This window comes from Kitasatospora sp. cg17-2, assembly GCF_054031055.1.
Map to the genome: position 1 here is coordinate 81,079 of NZ_JBSSXW010000002.1, position 18,286 is coordinate 99,364.

18 protein-coding genes are annotated in these 18,286 nt (G+C 71.4%); 8 read left to right on the forward strand and 10 right to left on the reverse strand.

Features of this window, described 5'->3' with window-relative positions:
* The first annotated feature begins 1 nt into the window (after window position 1).
* From ACW14Y_RS41095 to lexA, 3 genes are all read left to right on the forward strand, one after another.
* Window positions 2–1,555 carry a DNA polymerase Y family protein gene (locus ACW14Y_RS41095; RefSeq protein WP_456988550.1) on the forward strand — a complete coding sequence of 518 codons (1,554 nt, stop codon included), beginning with the start codon at window positions 2–4 and terminating at the stop codon, window positions 1,553–1,555.
* A gap of 105 nt (window positions 1,556–1,660) precedes the next feature.
* Window positions 1,661–4,975 (forward strand): error-prone DNA polymerase, encoded by a 3,315-nt coding sequence (locus ACW14Y_RS41100; protein WP_456988552.1) that lies wholly within the window; start codon window positions 1,661–1,663, stop codon window positions 4,973–4,975.
* Window positions 4,972–5,796, forward strand: a complete 825-nt coding sequence (lexA, locus tag ACW14Y_RS41105; protein WP_380300831.1) for a transcriptional repressor LexA — start codon at window positions 4,972–4,974, stop codon at window positions 5,794–5,796. Before ACW14Y_RS41100 ends, lexA begins: the two co-directional genes overlap by 4 nt.
* 229 nt (window positions 5,797–6,025) lie before the next feature.
* Here the strand turns inward: lexA and ACW14Y_RS41110 are convergent, their stop codons facing one another.
* The 7 genes from ACW14Y_RS41110 to ACW14Y_RS41140 all read right to left on the reverse strand — a co-directional run bounded on the left by ACW14Y_RS41110 (window position 6,026) and on the right by ACW14Y_RS41140 (window position 12,557).
* Window positions 6,026–6,334, reverse strand: a complete 309-nt coding sequence (locus ACW14Y_RS41110; protein WP_456988554.1) for a hypothetical protein — start codon at window positions 6,332–6,334, stop codon at window positions 6,026–6,028.
* A 133-nt stretch (window positions 6,335–6,467) separates the two neighbouring features.
* Window positions 6,468–8,123 (reverse strand): hypothetical protein, encoded by a 1,656-nt coding sequence (locus ACW14Y_RS41115; protein ID WP_456988556.1) that lies wholly within the window; start codon window positions 8,121–8,123, stop codon window positions 6,468–6,470.
* A gap of 684 nt (window positions 8,124–8,807) precedes the next feature.
* On the reverse strand, window positions 8,808–10,118 hold the full coding sequence (locus ACW14Y_RS41120; RefSeq protein ID WP_456988558.1) for a tyrosine-type recombinase/integrase: 1,311 nt from the start codon (window positions 10,116–10,118) through the stop codon (window positions 8,808–8,810).
* Window positions 10,115–10,729, reverse strand: coding sequence for a hypothetical protein (locus tag ACW14Y_RS41125; RefSeq protein ID WP_456988561.1), 615 nt, complete (start codon window positions 10,727–10,729; stop codon window positions 10,115–10,117). The genes ACW14Y_RS41120 and ACW14Y_RS41125 overlap by 4 nt, the downstream gene beginning before the upstream one ends.
* A complete protein-coding gene (locus ACW14Y_RS41130; protein ID WP_456988563.1) occupies window positions 10,726–11,505 on the reverse strand; it encodes a hypothetical protein in 780 nt (259 codons plus the stop codon). Before ACW14Y_RS41130 ends, ACW14Y_RS41125 begins: the two co-directional genes overlap by 4 nt.
* A 29-nt stretch (window positions 11,506–11,534) precedes the next feature.
* On the reverse strand, window positions 11,535–12,083 hold the full coding sequence (locus ACW14Y_RS41135; RefSeq protein ID WP_380300842.1) for a hypothetical protein: 549 nt from the start codon (window positions 12,081–12,083) through the stop codon (window positions 11,535–11,537).
* A gap of 243 nt (window positions 12,084–12,326) precedes the next feature.
* Complete coding sequence (locus tag ACW14Y_RS41140; protein WP_456988565.1) at window positions 12,327–12,557, reverse strand: hypothetical protein; 231 nt, start codon at window positions 12,555–12,557, stop codon at window positions 12,327–12,329.
* A gap of 151 nt (window positions 12,558–12,708) precedes the next feature.
* Here ACW14Y_RS41140 and ACW14Y_RS41145 point away from each other — a divergent pair, with 151 nt between their 5' ends.
* The gene (locus ACW14Y_RS41145) at window positions 12,709–13,206 is read left to right on the forward strand and encodes an XF1762 family protein (protein ID WP_380300846.1); all 498 of its coding nucleotides are present in this window, start codon (window positions 12,709–12,711) and stop codon (window positions 13,204–13,206) included.
* A 377-nt stretch (window positions 13,207–13,583) separates the two neighbouring features.
* On the opposite strand, the gene ACW14Y_RS41150 is transcribed toward ACW14Y_RS41145, so the two are convergent.
* Window positions 13,584–13,733, reverse strand: coding sequence for a hypothetical protein (locus tag ACW14Y_RS41150; protein WP_380300848.1), 150 nt, complete (start codon window positions 13,731–13,733; stop codon window positions 13,584–13,586).
* Between the two features lie 342 nt (window positions 13,734–14,075).
* Between ACW14Y_RS41150 and ACW14Y_RS41155 the strand changes: the two genes are divergently transcribed.
* Together ACW14Y_RS41155 and ACW14Y_RS41160 are read left to right on the forward strand one after the other, a co-directional pair.
* Window positions 14,076–14,318: a hypothetical protein gene (locus ACW14Y_RS41155; RefSeq protein ID WP_380300850.1), complete on the forward strand. Its 243-nt coding sequence runs from the start codon at window positions 14,076–14,078 to the stop codon at window positions 14,316–14,318.
* Window positions 14,315–14,722, forward strand: coding sequence for a hypothetical protein (locus ACW14Y_RS41160; RefSeq protein ID WP_380300852.1), 408 nt, complete (start codon window positions 14,315–14,317; stop codon window positions 14,720–14,722). The genes ACW14Y_RS41155 and ACW14Y_RS41160 overlap by 4 nt, the downstream gene beginning before the upstream one ends.
* A 238-nt stretch (window positions 14,723–14,960) precedes the next feature.
* On the opposite strand, the gene ACW14Y_RS41165 is transcribed toward ACW14Y_RS41160, so the two are convergent.
* Window positions 14,961–15,221 (reverse strand): hypothetical protein, encoded by a 261-nt coding sequence (locus ACW14Y_RS41165; protein WP_380300854.1) that lies wholly within the window; start codon window positions 15,219–15,221, stop codon window positions 14,961–14,963.
* A 660-nt stretch (window positions 15,222–15,881) separates the two neighbouring features.
* Here ACW14Y_RS41165 and ACW14Y_RS41170 point away from each other — a divergent pair.
* On the forward strand, window positions 15,882–16,289 hold the full coding sequence (locus ACW14Y_RS41170; protein ID WP_456988568.1) for a cupin domain-containing protein: 408 nt from the start codon (window positions 15,882–15,884) through the stop codon (window positions 16,287–16,289).
* Between the two features lie 183 nt (window positions 16,290–16,472).
* Entirely contained in the window at window positions 16,473–17,453 is a 981-nt protein-coding gene (locus ACW14Y_RS41175; RefSeq protein ID WP_380300858.1) for a 3-oxoacyl-ACP synthase III family protein, read from the forward strand.
* A gap of 350 nt (window positions 17,454–17,803) precedes the next feature.
* Here ACW14Y_RS41175 and ACW14Y_RS41180 read toward each other — a convergent pair whose 3' ends face one another.
* Window positions 17,804–18,196, reverse strand: coding sequence for a hypothetical protein (locus ACW14Y_RS41180; protein ID WP_380300860.1), 393 nt, complete (start codon window positions 18,194–18,196; stop codon window positions 17,804–17,806).
* Window positions 18,197–18,286 lie beyond the last annotated feature (90 nt).

Sequence of the window (18,286 nt, forward strand, 5' to 3'; positions counted from 1 at the left end):
CGTGGCCCGCCCTGCGGACGAGGAGCGGACGGCGCCGCGGGTGCTGGCCTGCTGGGTCCCGGACTGGCCGGTGACCGCTGCCCTCGAAGAGGAGGCCGGGCCGGAGCGACTGGTCGTCGTCCACGAACGCGGCCGCATCCTGGCGGCTTCCCGGGCGGCCCGGGAGGCCGGTGTGCGGCGCGGGCAGAAGCTGCGCTCGGCGCAGGCCCTGGCCGCCGGCCTGGAGGTCCACGAGCGCGCCCCGGACGCGGAGGCGCAGCTGTTCGAGCCGGTCGCGGACGCGGTCGCCGCGCTCGCCGCACACCTGGAGGTACTGCGCCCCGGGATGGTGGCGTTGCCGGCGGCGGGTGCGGCGCGCTTCCACGGCGGGGAACACGCACTGGCGGAGAAGGTCGTCGACGCGGTCGAGGCGGTCGGACACGAGTGCCGGGTCGGGATCGCCGACGGCGTACTGGCCGCGCAGCTCGCCGCCCGGGCGGGCCGGATCGTCGCCCCGGGCGCCAGCGCCTCGTTCCTCGCGCCGCTGCCGGTGGCGGAACTCGGCGACGCGAAGCTGGCCGATCTTCTGGGCCGGCTCGGCATCACGTCGATCGGCGCGTTCGCGGCGCTGCCCGCCGCCAGCATCGCCGACCGCTTCGGCCGTACAGGCGCCGCCGCGCACCGCCTGGCCCGCGGCCTGCAGGCGCGGCCAGTTGTCGCCCGACCGCCCGGCGCGGACCTGACGGCCGAACAGCGCTTCGAGGAGCCCCACGACACCGTGGAGCCGCTGGTCTTCGCCGCCCGCGCCCTCGCCGAGCACCTCCACACCGCCCTCGCCGCCCACGGCCTGGGGTGCGAGCGCTTCGACGTCGAGGTCGACTGCGCCGACGGCACCGGCGCCACCCGCGCCTGGCGCCACGAGGGCGCCCTGTCCACCGGCGCGGTCGCCGAACGGGTCCGCTGGCAACTGCAGGCCTGGCAGACCCAGCGCCGCTTCGGCCCCGACCAGCGCGGCATCACCGCGCTGCGCCTCGTGCCGGACGGCCTGTACCGCGATCCGGGGCGCCAGCTGTCGCTGGCCGACGGCGACCAGGAGGCGTACGCCCGGGTGGAGCGCGCGGTGGCGCGGGTCCAGGCGCTCCTGGGGCACGGCGCGCCCGCGACCGTCGAGCTGGCTGGCGGGCGGGCGCCGGGCGACCGGGTGGTGCGCACCCCGTGGGGCGACGCCCACCAGGAGCGGCGCGCCGACGGGCCGTGGCCGGGCCGCCTTCCCGCCCCGTCCCCGACCCGCGTGCCCGCCGACCCGCCGGTGGTGCGGCTGCTCGACGACACGGGCGCCGAGGTGGAGGTCACCGCCCGCGCCGAGGTCCGCACCCGCCCCGCACGCCTGGTCCTGCCCGACGGCACGCTCGCGGTGACCGGCTGGGCGGGGCCGTGGCCGGAGCAGGAACGCTGGTGGGACCCGCAGGAGGCACGCCGCACCGCCCGCCTGCAGGTCACCGTCGCCGACGGCCGCGCCTTACTGCTCGCCGTCACTGCCGGCCGCTGGCGCCTCGAAGGCGACTACGACACCTAGACCCCGCACCACCGCCGGCCCGACCCACCGGCCCCCGATCCACCGGCCCCCGGCCCGGCCTGCCGGGCGGTCGGACCGACACCCCACGAACACGACACGAGAGCGATGCCTTTCCACAGCCACCACGACCTCACCTGGGCCGAGCTCCACCGGCGCATGAACGGCCGGCCCCAGCCGCCCGGCGAGCGCACCGTGCTGCCATTCCCCGCCCCGCCACCCGCCGCCGGACCGACCCCGGCCCGCGGCGGGGGAGCGGGCCCGGTGGGGTGGGCGGAGCTGCACGTCCACTCCACCTACAGCTTCCTCGACGGCGCCAGCGACCCCGCCGCACTCGTCGCCGAAGCCGCACGCCTGGGCATCGAAACGATGGCCGTCACCGACCACGACGGCCTCTACGCGGCCCCCGCGTTCGCGGTCGAGGCGCGCCGCGCCGGCATCGGCACGGTCTTCGGCGCCGAGCTGACCCTGGACGCCGACCTCGCCCCGACCGGCAGCCCCGACCAGGACGGCGAGCACCTGCTCGTCCTCGCCCGCGGACCCGAGGGCTACCGCCGCCTGTCCAGGACGATCGGCGACGCCCACCTCGCCGGCGCCGGCAAACGCCGCCCCCGCTACGACCGCGACCACCTCGCCGACGCCCACGGCGGCCACTGGGCGATCCTGGCCGGCGGCTGCCGCAAGGACCCGCTGCGCCGCGCCCTGGACACCGAAGGCCCGGCCGCGGCCGAACGCGCCCTGCACACCCTCGCCGAACGCTACGGCGCCAGCAACGTGCACGTGGAGCTGACCGACCACCACCAGCCCGGCGACGACGACCGCAACGACACCCTCACCCACCTCGCCGCCCGCAACGGCCTCACCCTGGTGGCCAGCACCGCCGCCCACCACGCCGCCCCCGCCCAGGCCCGCCTCGCCCAGGCCCTCGCCGCACTGCGCCAGAACCGCCCCCTGGCCGACGCCGAGGCCCACCTCGCCGCGGCCGGCACCGCACACCTGCGCTCACCCGCCGAGATGGCCCGACGCCTCGCCCCCTGGCCCGGCGTCCAACAGGCCACCGTCGACCTCGCCCGCGCCTGCGCGTTCGACTTCCGCACCCTCACCCCCGAGATGCCCGGCCACCCCGTCCCCGACGGCCACACCGAAGCCACCTGGCTGCGCCACCTCACCGAGCAGGGCGCCCGCACCCGCTTCGACGCGGGAAACGCCAAGGCGCACCGGCAGATCGCCTACGAGCTCGACGTCATCGAACAGCTCGACATGGCCGGCTACTTCCTGATCGTCCACGACATCGTCGACTTCGCCCGCCGCGCCGACATCTGGTGCCAGGGCCGCGGCTCGGCCGCCAACTCCGCCGTCTGCTACGCCCTCGGCATCACCGCGGTGGACCCGATCCACTACGGGCTGCTGTTCGAACGCTTCCTGTCGCCCGAGCGCGACGGGCCGCCCGACATCGACCTGGACATCGAGCACCGCCGCCGCGAGGAGGTGATCCAGTACGTCTACGACACCTACGGCCGCGACCACGCCGCCCAGGTCGCCAACGTCATCACCTACCAGCCCCGCCTCGCGATCCGCGACGCCGCCCGCGTGCTCGGCTACGCCACCGGCGACCTGGAGCGCTTCGCGAAGGAGACCGGCTGGCACGACATGCCCCCACCGGATGCGCCGGTGCCCGAGGACGTGCGCGCCCTGGCCGCCGGCCTGCGCGGCCTGCCCCGCCACCTGGGCATCCACTCCGGCGGCATGGTCCTCACCCGCCGCCCCGTCGCCGAGACCTGCCCCACCGAATGGGCCACCATGCCCGGGCGCAGTGTGCTGCAGTGGGACAAGGACTCGGTGGCGGAAGCCGGCCTCGTCAAGATCGACCTCCTCGGCCTGGGCATGCTCTCCGCCCTCCACGACGCCTGCGACCTGATCGCCCGCCACCACGGCCGCACCCTCGACCTCGCGACCATCCCGCCCGACGACCCCGACGTCTACGCCATGCTGCAACGGGCCGACACGGTCGGGGTCTTCCAGGTCGAGTCCCGTGCGCAGGCCTCCGCCCTGCCCCGGATGAAGCCGAGCCGCTTCTACGACCTCGTCGTCCAGGTCGCCCTCATACGCCCCGGCCCCATCCAGGGCGGATCCGTCCACCCCTACATCCGCCGCCGCAACGGCCACGAGAAACCCACGATCGCGCACCCGCTGATGGAACGCGCCCTCGCCAAGACCCTCGGCGTCCCGCTGTTCCAGGAGCAGATGATGCAACTCGCCATCGACTGCGCCGGCTTCACCCCGACCGAGGCCGACAAGCTGCGCCAGGCGATGGGCTCCAAGCGCTCGCACGAGCGGGTCGCCGAACTGCGCGAACGGCTGATGACCGGCATGGCCGAACGGGGCATCCCGCCCGAGGTCGCCGAGGACGTCTACACGAAGATCGACGCGTTCTCCGGCTACGGCTTCCCCGAGAGCCACGCCGCGAGTTTCGCGCTGCTCGTCTACGCCTCCGCCTGGCTGAAGCACCACTACCCGGCGGCGTTCACCTGCGCGCTGCTGGCCAACCAGCCGATGGGCTTCTACTCCTCGCTCACCCTCATCACCGACGCCCGCCGCCACGGCGTCACCGTCCTGCCCGCCGACGTCAACCACAGCGCGACGCAGCCGACCCTCGAAGACACCCCCACCGACGCCCCCGGCGGCGGCACGGCCGCACCCGCCGGTGCGCGGCGCCGCGGGGGAGGGCCCGCCATCCGGCTGGGCCTGGCCGCCGTGCGCGGGCTCGGGACCGAGCAGGCCGAGGCCGTCGCCGCCGGCCGGCCCTACACCGGCCTGGAGGACTTCGCCCGCCGCACCGCGCTCGACACCCCTGCCCTCGAAGCCCTGGCCACCGCCGGCGCGTTCACGAGCCTGGGCGTCACCCGCCGCCGGGCCCTGTGGTCCGCCGGTCTGCTCGCCCGCACCACCGACGCCATGCTCCCCGGCACCGCCCCCCCACTCACCGCCCCCGACGGCCTGCCCGAGATGACCGCGATCGAGGAGACCATCGCCGACCTGTGGGCCACCGGCACCTCCGCCACCACCCACCCCGTCCAGCACGCGCGCCCCCACCTGGAGCGCTGCGGCGCCATGACCGCCGCCGACTTCAAGACCGGCGCGGCCCACGGCGCGCTCGTTGCGGTCGGCGGTCTGGTCACCCACCGCCAGCGCCCACCGACCGCAGGCGGCGTCCTGTTCATCTCCCTCGAGGACGAGACCGGCCTCGTCAACATCGTCTGCCAGCCCCACGTCTGGGAGCGCCAGCGCCGCACCGCCCTCGACAACGCCGGCCTCCTCGTGGCCGGCACCGCGGAGCGACGCGACGGCGCAATAAACCTCGTCGCCACCCGCCTGTCCCCGCTCACCCTCGCCGCCGGCAGCCGAAGCCGGGACTTCCGATGAACCGCCACCAGCAAAGCCCATCGGCGCAGGTCAGCGACGCAAAGACGGTGACGCGCCGGCGACGCGCGGGATACAGTCACCATCCGCACAACCCCCGGGAGGTCACGTTGACCGACACCAGCACCCGCACCAAGGACAACCCCGGCCTTCCCGGCCGCCCACCCGGCGTCCACGCCGGCGAGGACGGGCTCACGTCACGCCAGCATGCGGTGGTCAATGCAATCCGCGACTCGGTACAGCAGCGCGGATACCCGCCGTCCATGCGCGAGATCGGCCAGGCCGTCGGGCTCTCCAGCACCTCCTCCGTGGCCCACGTCATCAGCCGCCTGGAGAAGCTGGGCATCGTGCGCCGTGACCCCCACCGGCCCCGCGCCTACACCCTCTCCGCCTACCGCCTCGCAACTCACACGGACAGCACAGCCCCGGCCGGCGGCCACCCGTCCACCTCGTACGTGCCGCTGGTCGGGCGGATCGCCGCCGGCGGTCCGATTCTCGCCGAGCAGACCGTGGAGGACGTCTTCCCGCTGCCGCGCCAGCTGGTCGGCGAGGGCGAGCTGTTCGCGCTCACCGTGTCCGGCGACTCCATGAACGGCCCCGGCGCGGCCATCTGCGACGGCGACTGGGTCACCGTCCGCCGCCAGCCGGTCGCCGAGAACGGCGACATCGTGGCCGCGATGATCGACGGCGAGGCCACCGTCAAGCGCCTCAAGCGCGAGAACGGCCGGATCTGGTTGATGCCGCACAACCCCGCGTACGAGCCGATCAACGCCGACAACGCCACCATTCTGGGCAAAGTCGTCGCGGTCCTGCGCCGCCTCTGACCAAGCCTCGAAACCGGACCCAGGCCGTAGTGCGACCGCACCAGCGGTCGGCGGAAACACTGCCCTGGAACGCTGGAGCCCGCGCCGATGATCGGCACACGCCGAGCCCCAGATCGGTGGCGACCATGAAGGCCATGGCGTTCCGCCCCGACGGCCTGTACAGGGGTTCGGCGGGCGCAGGCCTCGGCGAAGGCCGCCCGCAGGCGCCCGGACGGGGTTTCGGCGGCGGTCATCGTGTGGTCCCTTCCAGCGTGGGCGTCAGGCCGCGCTCCAGCAGTGCGCTCCAGGCGTCGGCGAGCACGCCGTCCTGCGGCCGCGAGGCATCCAGCCGTACGACGGGGCCGATCTCCGGGAAGGCGCTTGGGGCTTCGGTGATCGCCAGGTAGGTGTCGCGCAGCCGGTTCTCCACGTCGACCACGTCCCAGTCCTCGCGCACCGAGTCCCCGGACGTGCGGGCGGCCACCCGCTGGATCGAGGTGCTCACCGGGGCGTCCAGGACGAAGGTGAGGTCCGGCACCAGCTCGATCGCGCCGGCCAACTGCGCGTAGGTGGCCTTCGGGGCCTGGCCGTGCTTGACCTGGAAGAAGGCGACTGCCTACCTCCGGGCTGTGCGCGACCGAGCGGCCACCGCGGTGCCAGGCTGCCCCCGAGGTGGAGCCCGCGTCCCGGGATCAGGTCGTCGCGCCGGGGAGCGTGCGAAGCCCGTGCGCATGACTGAGCAGGTACAGCGCCGCCTGCAGGATGAGCGCGACGTGGTGCCTGGGTGGGGTGCCGGTCAGACCGTGGAGGATGTCGTTGCGAAGGTTCATCCCGCGGTCGGGGTCGACCAGGAGAAGTTCCAGCGCCCTGCGCCAGTCCTCCGGGTACCCGGCCTTCGGCATGTCCTGCAGAAGCCGGCCCAGCTGGACAACTCCACTGGGGGCTTGCCCATTGGACATGGCGAGGATGGAGACCCGCGGGCGCAGGAGCTGGCGGAGGATCTGTTCGACCTGGGGCAGCGCGACGCACGCTGCGGCGTCGAATTCCTCCAGCCAGTAGTAGAGGAAGGCCCGGGCGAGGGTCCGCGCGCGGGGTCCGGGCAGCACCGTCTCGTGCGCCAGAGCGGCGGTCATCTCGAACTCGTCGGGCCGGAAACGCTCATGGATGCGGTCGAGCTGAATCGCGGTCAGCCTCCCGTACAGTCCCAAGCCGTGGACCTGCATCGCCACCGCGAGGTCGTCGTCGGCATCGACAGGCGGACGGACGAAGACCGGGCTGGCCGGGTTGATGCGCGAGCTCGGGATCCTCAGCAGGCCCTCGAGCGCGCCATCGGCCTCGGCCGCGGCCTGCGCGCGCATCGCCGGGTGGACGTCCGGCACGGTGAGCCACAGCGCGGCCTGCAGGTCCGGGGCGGCATCGACCAGCGCCCGCTGCCCGGCGACCAGCCCACGTGGGATGGTGCCCTCCCTGCGGACGGAGGTCCACTCCGGCGTGGTCTGCTGCAGCGCCATCTCGGCCTGCACCCGCAGGTCGGGCAGGCCCCGCTTCTGTGCCTCGGTCGACGCCTCCGCCAGGAAGTACAGGCGGCGGTGCCCGGAATCAGTGGACTCGGCGGCGTCGAGGAGGGAGTGGACCACTGCGGCGTCGATCTCCGGATGGCGGCTTCGGGGCGCATCCTTGCGCAGCACATCGAGGAGTCCGATCCGGACATCCACGTCATGGGCGAAGCGGCCGGCGGCCCGCTCGGCGAGGCCCGCGACGTCGTACTTCAGGGCCTGCAACCCCTCCAGGACTCCCAGCAGGACCCGCCCCTCGTCCTCGGCGCAGGCCAGGAGACGCTCGGCGACGTCGACCGCGGCCTCGGCCGCCCGTTCCTGAAGGTCGGACTGCCTGAACCGGAGGGCCAACTCCCCGGCCCTCCGCAGGCACCTGGCGGCTCGAGGCAGCCCGTGGCCACCCTGGGAAGCGGCCAGCAGCTGCGCCGCGTCGAGATAGCCGGAGACCGCACCGCGGACGCGCTCGGGCGTACGGCCGTGGCCGACATCGAGCAGCAGATGATGAAGGTGACCGCGAAGGAGCGGATCGTCCACGCCGTCCGCGTACAGGCTCCAGATCTCCACATCGGCCGGTGCGGGCGGACCCGGCACTGTCGCCCGCGAATCCGGGCGGGCCTTCGCCCCCTGGGACGGGCGGCGCTGCAGGGCCACAACCAACGCGTCCCGCTGCTCCCCGGCCGAGTCGTGGCCGACGTCCATGGCCGCGAGGGAGAACGCGGCTGCCGTGGTGGACACGGCGTTCGCCGCCGCCGTCGTGAGCGCGGCCAGCACGCTCGGCTCGATCTGTGCCACGGGGCCTCGCTTTCGTCACCAGCAGTATCGGAGCAGTCGGCGTCCGTGCATACCGACTTTCGTGCGTTCCGGTTCGGAGGAACAGCAGCACGCCGGCTCATTCGCGGCCGGCCACTCGGGCCCGAACCGGAGCCTGCCCGCCGGGGCTGCGGCTGGAGCGTGGTCCCGGACTCAGCAGGTCCGCAGCGGGCTACGCCAGTCCCACTGCCGTAAGGACCGGTCCCGCTTCGTTGCCGCGGTTGTGGGCCAGCAGCAGGACACGGCCGCAACCGCCGGTCGCGAGTGCCGTCTGCCCAGCCGCGGCAGGGCAGACGGCACACCAACGTCTGCCGGCCGGTGGCCAGGTCGGTCCGGCAGAGGATGACGGCGGCCCCGCTCGGGTCCGGCGCCGAGCACGGTCCGCGCCCAGGGCAAGCAGCGCGGCGCAGCGGGGGCATCGCGCCGGCTGCTGCCGAACTACGGACGAGAGCCCCGGCAGACAGGCCCGCGGGACCAGCGGCGGAGAAGGCCCACACACTGCCGTCGGGGTGGGGGCAGCAGATGCCCGGCGCTGGCGATCACGCCCGCGACCGCCTCCCGCGTGGTGCGGCCTGGCGACTTGCTAGGACAAGACCCGCGAGTCTTACCAGGCCGACGTCACCATCGCCTCGATCCTGCTTTGGATCTGATCATTGAAGACGATCGCTAGCCCCTCGCCGGACTCTGGCCCTTGGACTCACGTGCCTGTCGGGCGTCCGCCCAGACGTTACTCTCGCCAGCCTTGATCCCGTGGAAGTAGCGCTTCATCGCGGCCGAGTCCTTCGACCAGTCGCTCATCTCCGCGATGGCGTCCTCGGGCACCCCACTCTCGTACAGCTCGGCCGCGCCGCCGACCCGAAGTCCGTGGGCGGTGACTCGCTGTGCGGTCCCGGCGTCGAGCAGCGCGTTGTAGCCGAGTGCCCGGCGCTCCTCCACGGTGAGGTGGGCCACCCTGGCGAAGGCCCGTCGCGTCATGGCCTTGACGTAGATGTTCAAGGCCTCGCCGGAGAGCATCGACAGCGTCACCCAGTCGTCAGCGGTCAGTTCCTGGTCGTGCTTCAGTGTCCCGTCAGGGTGCTTGGGCCTGGTCTGAGAGGTGAGGCGCACGGCGAGCCGACCAGCTTTGTCGAGCGCGCGGAACAGCGCTTGGTCCTGAGGCTGGTGGATCCGGCGGCCGTACTCCAACCAGGCGCGCAGCCGGCGGACCGGGCAGATGCTCGGGGCGTCGTCCCGGGCCGGGATCCACGCCTCGAGCACGCTGCCGTCCTCGCGGGTCTTGCGGTCCACCAGGCGCACCGCGATACCGTCGGGTTTCACAGAGGCCTGGGTGACGATCAGTTTGGCGAGCTCGATCCGACGGCTGAGAAGGTGGAAGCCCAGGCAGGCGACAGCGGCGTCGCGCAGGTCGGTGGGCCGGCCGCTCTTGTCGCACTCCGCGACGATCTCCTCCAGGTCGACCTCACGGATCGCCGGGCTCTGCTTCTCCACGCCGGTCTTGCTCCACCCGCCCCGGTACTGGGAGATCATCGCGGTGACCTCCCGGGTGCCGGGCCGGGTGTTGCCCGGCGTCGCCGTTTCCTGCCAGATGACGACTGCGCTCTTGTAGACCGAGATGGTGTTCGGGTCGAGCCTGCGTTCGATGAGGCTCCCGACGTACTCGATCAAGGTGGTCGTGGTGCACGGCAGCGCGACCCGGCCGTGTTTGACGCACCACTCCTTGAACAGCTCGACCTGGCTGTCCCGGTTGCGGGCGGTGTTCTCGGGTCGGGCGGCTTCCATGAGTCTGGCGGTCGCCTCGGAGATCACGTAGTCAGCCGAGGTGTACTGCGGTGGGGCGAACGGTGTCGGCAACGGCCGTCCGGCGACGAGCACCGTGTCCCGATCGAACCCTGCTACGTCGATCCCGCGAACGGCGGGTAGCGGTCCTTCGTCCACACCGACAAGCTCCCCGTGCAGAACCTCGACATCGGTACTCACCTCGATGACCAGCCACCTTCCTTGTGACCGGCTCCCTGCTCAACGCGCTCCACGGCGCGACGTAGCGAGTGAACCTCCCGTTCGAGGGCTTCCCCGACAAGGTGCTCTGCCGTCGCGACCCTCCCGAGCAGATCCCCTGCATGAACCAGCAGGCCGGTGACGTCCTCCGCCCGCTCGCCACCGACAACAAGGGCACCTTCGAGGAGCGCCCGCACGCGGTTGACCAACGCGTCCAAGCTGGCGCACCGGGCCTCCGAGCTGGCCTCGCCGCGCAGCTCAGTGAGGTCGACACCACCAGTCTCCACGGCCTGCCGAAGGATGCCGCGGAAGTGCTCGGCCCCTTGGATGTCGCCGGCCTTCAGACACGCGCCCAGCCGGTTCGAGCCGTAACCCGCGTACACGAGCAGCCAGGAGAGCTTGTCGACCTGGTCGTCCTTCATAGGCCGCGCGGCGGCGACCTGCCTGGCGAACTGGCGCGCGCCGCCGACGAGGTTGTCGGCGTCGAAGCGGAGCGCTGCCACCTGGGCCGTGATCGTCCTGGGGGAGGCAGCGGACTGAGCCGTGCCCGGTCGGACCGGCTGCTGTTCGGCTTCGCCGATGGTACGCGTCACGAGAGGGCCTCCTGCGGCCGGTCGGCGGTCGATTCGGGGGCACTCGTGGTGCGGGTGATCTCCATCCAGACGTTGGCCGGCCTCCAGGTCACGGTGAAACCGTGAAGAGGCGCCTTCTCGACAGCCCACCGGTAGTGCTCCTGCACCTCGGGCAGCCCGGCCAGGTCATTGCCCATGAGGGAGTAGCCCCCGGCGAGACGGTACCGCACCTCGACCAGGTGGGAGGACTTGACCGATCGCGAACCGTCGCGGCCTCCGCGGGCCCGGAAGACGAAGCCCTCCCGGTCGTCACCCTCACCGATGGGAAGCCCCATCCCACGGAAGAGACGCTCGGCCTGAACGAGCGTGATCTTCTTCGCGGGACCGCCCGTCGTCGCTCGCCCGGCGATCCCGGCTTCCGGAACAACGAGTCCAGCCGCCAGTTCCTCGCGTGGATCGGCCACTTCCGCAGTCTGCGTCAGCTCACTCACCAGGGCGGACGGATACTTCGGATGATCGGCCCACTTCCCGGCTTGCCGGACCAGATGGCGCAGATGCCTTCCGGCCAAGTCCAGGCGGCCGGCGGCAAGTGCTGTGTCCACGGCGCCGTGGGAGTAGGAGGCGGCGCGCAGGATCTGACCGGGGCCCGAATACAGGCCTTCAGCCGTGAGGTGGACCTGCTCCTGGGCGCAGTGGTTGATGAAGCCGGCCAACTCGTTGACCTTGTCGCGGACGAGTACGGCCGACGGCCCGAACTGCTCCAGGTCTTCGACGGGATCGTGCGGGTGCTGCTCCATGCAAAAGTACCCTTCTTTGATCGGTGTTGTCAGATGCCGGCCGTCAGCCCGTGTTGCAGCAGCGGGTACAGGGTCTCGGGGCGTTCGAGGACGCCGCTGCTGTACCGGGGGTTCGGACGTAGCGGTTGGGCCAGCGGTATACCGAAGTACGCCGCACCGCCGCCGAGGTCAGTCCACGTGGGATCGATCGCGTTGTCCGCGACGTCGGTGCACCAGGCGTGGGCAGTGGCCACGGGACTGCCGGACACAATGGCGAAGCCCTCCACGTAGCGCAGGTGCGGGTACGCCCGCTCGGTGGAGGCTGCGTTCTGAAAGCACTCCCTCTCCGGGCCCAGCAGGACCGTTGGAGGGAGGGCAGCCGGGCTGAACCAGCGTCCGTGTGCGAGGACGAGGTCGTGTACCGACCGGTGCGTCCAGGACGCGGTGGCCGACCGATCCGCAATGCGCTCCATGGTGATGTGCATATTCATCCAGTCAAGCAGGGTCTGCTCGGCGGAGGTCGCGGGCGCCCGGACGAAGGAGGCGAGCTCGTCCAGTAGGCGCCCGAGCGACGGCCGCGAGCCGGTCGACGTGGTCACGGTTCTCTCCTGCGCGCGAAGGGGTCTGACGGGAGGAAGCCTCTCACAGCAGTTGCCTCGTATATTGCCACCTATACGAGGTTAACGATCGTTAACGCGCGACGGAAGGGTGCGGAGGGGTGTAGGGCCGGGCTGACGGTCCTGGGAGTGGGACCAATTGGTCCCGTCAACCAGCTCGGCTGACGGGACCATGTTGGGGACGGCGCGCGGCCGGGCCGCGCGCCGTCGTGATCAGAACCTGCGCTACTCGGGCTTCTTGCTCTGCTCGTTCTCCTCCAGTTGGTCGAGCGCATCCCCTACCCGGTGTACGAACCGCGCCGCCGCCCCCGGACCCGGCGCCGGCTTCCCTGCCCCGGCCATCATCCACTTGATCACCGGCATCGCGACCGAGGCAACCAGCCAGGCAACCACCTGTTCCGCGCCCGGCAGCCACGGACCGTCTTCCCCCGTACCGGAGGTCGTGTTCATCGTCATGCCTCCGACCGTAGGGCCGGCCCCACCCGGCCCGGGCCCGGACGATCCGGATGCACTCGAAGGGAGGAGGAAGGTCCCGGCTCAAGTCGCCCTGCTGAAGGCCACCTTCACCGCCGCGACACTGGCGGCGGCCGCCGGGCATCGTGCCGCGGTGACCGACTCCGACCCTCGCCTGCACCTCGTGCCGATCCGCTTCAAGGACGCCCGCGCCTTCGTCGCCACCTGGCACCGTCACCACCGGCCGCCGCCCGGCATGGTCTTCGCCGTTGGCGCCGCCGACCAGCACGGTGTCCTGCGCGCGGTCGCCATCGTCGGTCGGCCTGTCGCCCGGCACCTCGACAACGGCCAGATCCTGGAGGTCACCCGCACCGCCACCGACGGCACTCGAAACGCCAACAGCGCTCTGTGCGGCGCAAGTTGGCGTGGAGCCAAAGTCCTCGGCTGCACCCGGCTCGTCACCTACACCCAAGCCGAGGAGACCGGTGCGAGCCTGCGCGCGGCGGGCTGGACCGTCCTTGCCCACCGCCCGCCCCGGCCGGGCTGGGACTGCACCAGCAGACCTCGCCGCGACCACGGTACCGACCGGGTCGCCCGCACGCTGTGGGGTGCGGCAACTCCCCACGAAGTCCGTCGACACGATCGGAAGTGACTACAACATCGAACTGTTAAGCATCTGCCGATCTCCGAAGATCAGTAGATGCTCAGTTGGCCATCGACGAATTGCCCGCTAGACTCATATCAACGAAAGCTCAAGAAGACAATCGAGAACTTTCGGACTAGAAAGACAATCAGGAACAAAGTTCCCGAATGTCGGCAAAATTCTCTTCCTCCAATTAATTGGGCGGAAGGTGGATAATTCGGTGAGACTGTTGCGCTGAAAAAGCTTCCGGTTCTTCCGGAAGAAATGGTGCGACCGTCCGGGTCCCGTGACAAGGATTGATTCCCGGACGGCCGAGGTGCACCGCGGAACGCGGGAACCGGTCATCACCAACGTGCGGCCCGAGTTTGCACCTCGGGTCGCACGGCCTACGGGATCAGGCGAAGAATCTCCACCACTACCCGCAGCCCTTCAATGACCATGTCCCGCAACTGCTCCAAGCGGCGTCCTTGCTGCTCATCCGGCTCCGCCGCCTTGGTGTCGGCCGGCGGGACGTTCGGATCGATCGGCAGGGACACTGCCACCTCCCATAGATGGGTACGGCAGACGGGCACGATGAGTGTCCGCCCCTCGGGCCATCATGGCCCGAGATCCTGGGGGAAGGTCCGGAGATCCGGGATCGCAGCAGTGCCGATTCTAAAGGACCCCTGATGGCCCGTCAAAAGGCGTACGGAAATGTCAGGCGACCTGTTGGGCTGGTGTGGTCGAAAGCCTATAGGAAACCCTATAGACTTTGTAGGCGCACAATCGCCTGACCTGCGACTTCATAAAATGCCACCTGGTGGCAGCGGCAAGCAGGATGGGGCTCGGGCCCGACGCGGCCCCTGTCCAGCCGCCCGCCGCGTCGGTAGACGGTCGTCATGACGTTGCGTCCGCTCGACCCCGTAGTCCTGGACGCCGACCTCGCCGACTGGGTGGAGGCCACCGCCGCGAAGGCCGGGCTCACCCCCGCCGCCTACCTCGCCGACCTGATCAAGGCGGACCGGCACGGTGATGTCGTCGAGCGGGCACACCGGCTCGCCGCCGCGACACACCAGCAGTGGGTGGCCGCAGGCCGGCCGGTGGACGACGGGCTCACCCTGGACGAGGTCTTCGGCCCGTGACCCACCCGTACGTCCTGCGTGTCGCCAAGCCGGTCGCCGACGCGATCCGCGACTTGCCCGCCGACGCCCGCAACGAACTGCGAATCGCCCTGCTCCGCGCCCAGACCGACCCGTTCGCCTGGCCGCAGGCCGACCGCTACGACATGGACGACACCGTACGGATCGTGACCACCACCACGGCGATCGCCCACTACGCCATCGTGCCCACTACCCCGCATCTGTGGCTGTTCGCCGTCGCTGGCCTCTGGCCACCAGGGCCTCAAGGCCGCACGGCTTCAGTGCTCCTTCTCGGCCTCCACGCGCCGAAGGGCGTGCAGAGAGATTTGTCGATGATGTGCCAGCAGTCATGGCGACGAGCGTACGGACCATCGACGTCGAACGGGGCCGCCCTCAAGTGGACTTGACATGCAGACCTGGGCGCCGCACCCGCTCCACAGTGCGGAATCCTACCGTGAACCTGAACCAGCGGGCGAAGGTTCGCTCGAACGAGCGAACCGCAAGGCAGGACACAACATCCCAGGCACCTGTAGAACGCCATCGCGCGAATGCGAGTGGCCAGTGCGGCGCGGCTGAAGAAGCTGCCCCTGGAGGGCTACCGTTCGCCGACCGGGGGCGCCGGCGAGAACCGCTGGCGCCCCGGGTTCAGCCCTGGTCGCTCTCAGGAAGCGGGGCAACGACCAGCCGGCCGGTCGCGTCCTCCACCGCGCCCTCGTAGTCGAGCGTGGCCTCCTTCACCTCCGCCTCGACGTGTTCCTCTGCCGTCTGGCACCCCGGGCAGATCAGGCCGACCAGCACGCCCCGGCTCATCGTGGCGTTCCAGCGCAGGTAGTCGTCGGAGTCCTTCCAGCAGGCCCGGGTGCAGCGTGAGCAGTGTCCCAGGGGTCGGATTTTCGTACGCGCCATGGCCACTATCGTGCACTACTTACTGCAACCAGGGGCGGAGAGTACGGAAGTCGCTACTCAGCGGCTTCGGAACGGATCCGGGCGATCTCCACCGAGGATGCCGCGGACGATCTCCGCGACCTCCCGCGCGCCAGCCTCGGTAGCTGGGGATGCACGGAGGGCAGCCTGCTCTGCGGCTGGTTGACCATCAGGTCCCACCCGCCGTCGAGGTAGATGCCCACCGCCAGGCCGGTGCGACCGTCCCAGCCCCAGACCGGCCCGCCCGGCAGGGGCGCCACCGCCGCACCCGTCCGGCCGGCCGACGGGGCCAGGGTCAGACCGACATCGGTGAGCCCGTCGCACCGGTGCGGATGTTCATCCGCAGCACCGGGTGCTGGCCCCGCCGACCGGACACCGGCGTGAGCGGGCATGAGCCCGCGATCGGGCTTGCCGTCCACGACGGCCGTGTCGACTGCTGCCCACTGCCGCAGGGCCGGGGTGATCCCGTGGTTCGGGATCTCGGGACGGGGTTTCCCGCCTGACGGTCTCTTCGCGGGCCGCCACCGCAGGCCCCGTGGAGCGGCCCACCCGCGACCCCTAGCCTCCGACCGACAGCCGGAACAGATCGCCCCACCGTCCGACGCCAGCGAGGGACATGCCATGGCCGCTAAGCCCACCAGTATGCAAACCCCGCACCACGTGCGGGTGGTGACCGCAGGCGAACGCTACGAGGGCAGGCAGCGCGCCGACATCGTCGCCGGAATCTCCGCGGAGTCCGTCGGTGCCCGTCGCCTGTGCATGCACCTCGTCACGATCCCACCGGGCGCACGCGGTGAGGTCCACCTCCACCAGGACCACGAGAGCGCCCTGTTCGTCCTTGCGGGTACCGTTGTCACCCGATACGGCCCGGACCTCGCCCACCAGGCCGTGGCGGAGGCAGGCGACTTCGTGTACATACCCGCGGGCATGGCCCACCAGGCCGTCAACCTCAGTTCCACCGAACCGGTGCGCGCCGTCCTCGCACGCACCGACGCCAGCGAGCAGGAGAGCGTCGTCCTCCTCACCTCCGACGGACACCCCCGGTCGTAACCGGACGGAGCGGACGTCCGGCCGGACTGCCGGAGCCGCGCACAGCACGCGAGGACCCCAGCCCGCGCCATCGGCCCCGTCCGCGGCCCGACGGCGCCCGGGCTCTCGGTCCGGCCCCGTCGCGGCCCCGCCCGCTGGGCACCGCGGGTCACCCGAACCACCAACGACTGGAGTGCAAACGCGATGAACGTCGGGATCCTCGGCGTCGGTGCCCACGTGCCCGACAAGGTTGTGCCGAACAGCGATCTGGAAAAGCCGACCGGACTGAGCGACACCTGGATCCGGGAAAAAACGGGCATCGAGCAGCGCCGTCACTCCGTGACCGGCGAGCCGGTCACGGACATGGCGCTCCAGGCCCTCCTGGACGCCTGCCGGCGATCCGGCATCGACCCCAGGGAGATCGACGCCCTGGTGACCTCCACCAGCACACCGCAGGCCGTCATGCCCGGGCTCGGCGTGCGCCTGATCGCCGACGCCGGCCTGAAACTGGCCATGGCTCCCCTCGACGTGGTCGGTGCGGGCTGCGCCGGAGCGGTGGGGCTGCTGCACGTGGGTGCACGCCTCGTCGAAGCCGGCGTGGGAACTGTCGCGGTCGTGCAGTCGGAGGCGAGCAGCAGCCTCATGCGGCCGCACGACATCCGCAAGGGTGAGGCCCTGCCGACGGCGATCTTCGGCGACGGGGCGTGCTGCTGGATCCTTCGCCCGTGCAGGGACGGTGCTGGCATCCTGTTCAGTGCGTCCCGGACGGATCCCGTCGGCAACGAGGGCCTGGCCCTCCATGGAAGCGACATCCACAGCTTCGCCATGGACCCGCGGGCGGTGAAGCGCTTCGCACTGCGCGAAGTACCCGCTCTCCTGCGGCGTTTGGAGGAAGGCAGCGGGACGCCCGTCGCGGCCGCCGACCTGGTCCTGCTGCACCAGGCCAATCTTCGGCTGATCGAAGGAGTCCTCGACATCCTGGACGTGCCCGTGTCACGGACCTGCACCACCGTCCAGGACTACGGCAACACCATCTCGGCGTCGGTAGGGATCACCGCGGTCCGGGCGATCGACGCCGGCCTCCTCGCCCCGGGCGCGCTCGTGTTCCTGGCCGCGTTCGGTGCCGGATGGACCACCAACGGGACGGTGGTCCGGTGGTGCGGTCCGGCCGACTTCGTCGGCTGAACCCTTTCTGCTTCGGCGTCGCCCAGCGGGGGTGCCCTCATGTGTTTGGCCAAGCGGTTCGGGGTCGTGCATGGGTTTCGGGGATCAATTGGGACGTGGCTAGCGGTAAGCCCCTGATGATCAGATCGCGGGGGGATTGGGGAGGCGGAACGGTGGAGCGGATTCGATCGGATCGGCGGCCAGGTTCGGCAAGGTCGCGGGGCCGAGCCGATTGGATCTGCGACCGGGGGCAGAACCGACCGATTCCGCCCCCACGGAGTCGTTGGACGTACAGCGCCGAGGGTGCCGGTCGGCTCACTCGGGCGCGGAGTGCTTCGCCCGTTCGAGGCGCTTCTGCTTGGTCCGGTCCGTCAGAAGATGCAGCCGGTGGTGAGCGCGGTGACGACCGCCTTGACGTCGCCGTTGTCGACGGAGCGGAAGACGTGGCGGAGGTTCACGCGGTGCTGGCCGGCGATCGATGCCGCGACGGCCAGCACCGCGACGTCGCTGGAGGACTGCGGCAGGCCCCGGTCGATCAGCGCGCCGACCGCGTCCCACTCCACCCACGGCCGCCCCTCCTCCCGGTTCACGGCACTTGCCAGGGCGCCGTCCGGCTCCAGCAGCTCGCGCAGCCAGAAGCCGTCCTGATGAGCGGCCAGCAGGCCGACGGCGGCGTTGGTGGCCTCGTTGCCGACGCCCTCCAGCAGGGTTCGGGCCAGGTCGGGCACGGTGGCGGTGTCGCCGGTCATCTCGGTGCTCTCCACGGGGGTCGGGACGATGTCGCAGCCAGTGTGGTGTCCGCACCCGTCCGGGCCAGGGATCTGCGCGCCGCCGCGCGGGCGGATCACACGTCC

What these genes read in the sequence shown, in the direction of transcription:
- ACW14Y_RS41100 (WP_456988552.1), top strand. Translation starts at nt 1,661, where the DNA reads ATGCCTTTCCACAGCCACCACGACCTCACCTGGGCCGAGCTCCACCGG.
- lexA (WP_380300831.1), top strand. Translation starts at nt 4,972, where the DNA reads ATGAACCGCCACCAGCAAAGCCCATCGGCGCAGGTCAGCGACGCAAAG.
- ACW14Y_RS41130 (WP_456988563.1), bottom strand. Translation starts at nt 11,505, where the DNA reads ATGGAGCAGCACCCGCACGATCCCGTCGAAGACCTGGAGCAGTTCGGG.
- ACW14Y_RS41140 (WP_456988565.1), bottom strand. Translation starts at nt 12,557, where the DNA reads ATGACGATGAACACGACCTCCGGTACGGGGGAAGACGGTCCGTGGCTG.
- ACW14Y_RS41155 (WP_380300850.1), top strand. Translation starts at nt 14,076, where the DNA reads ATGACGTTGCGTCCGCTCGACCCCGTAGTCCTGGACGCCGACCTCGCC.
- ACW14Y_RS41165 (WP_380300854.1), bottom strand. Translation starts at nt 15,221, where the DNA reads ATGGCGCGTACGAAAATCCGACCCCTGGGACACTGCTCACGCTGCACC.
- ACW14Y_RS41170 (WP_456988568.1), top strand. Translation starts at nt 15,882, where the DNA reads ATGCAAACCCCGCACCACGTGCGGGTGGTGACCGCAGGCGAACGCTAC.
- ACW14Y_RS41175 (WP_380300858.1), top strand. Translation starts at nt 16,473, where the DNA reads ATGAACGTCGGGATCCTCGGCGTCGGTGCCCACGTGCCCGACAAGGTT.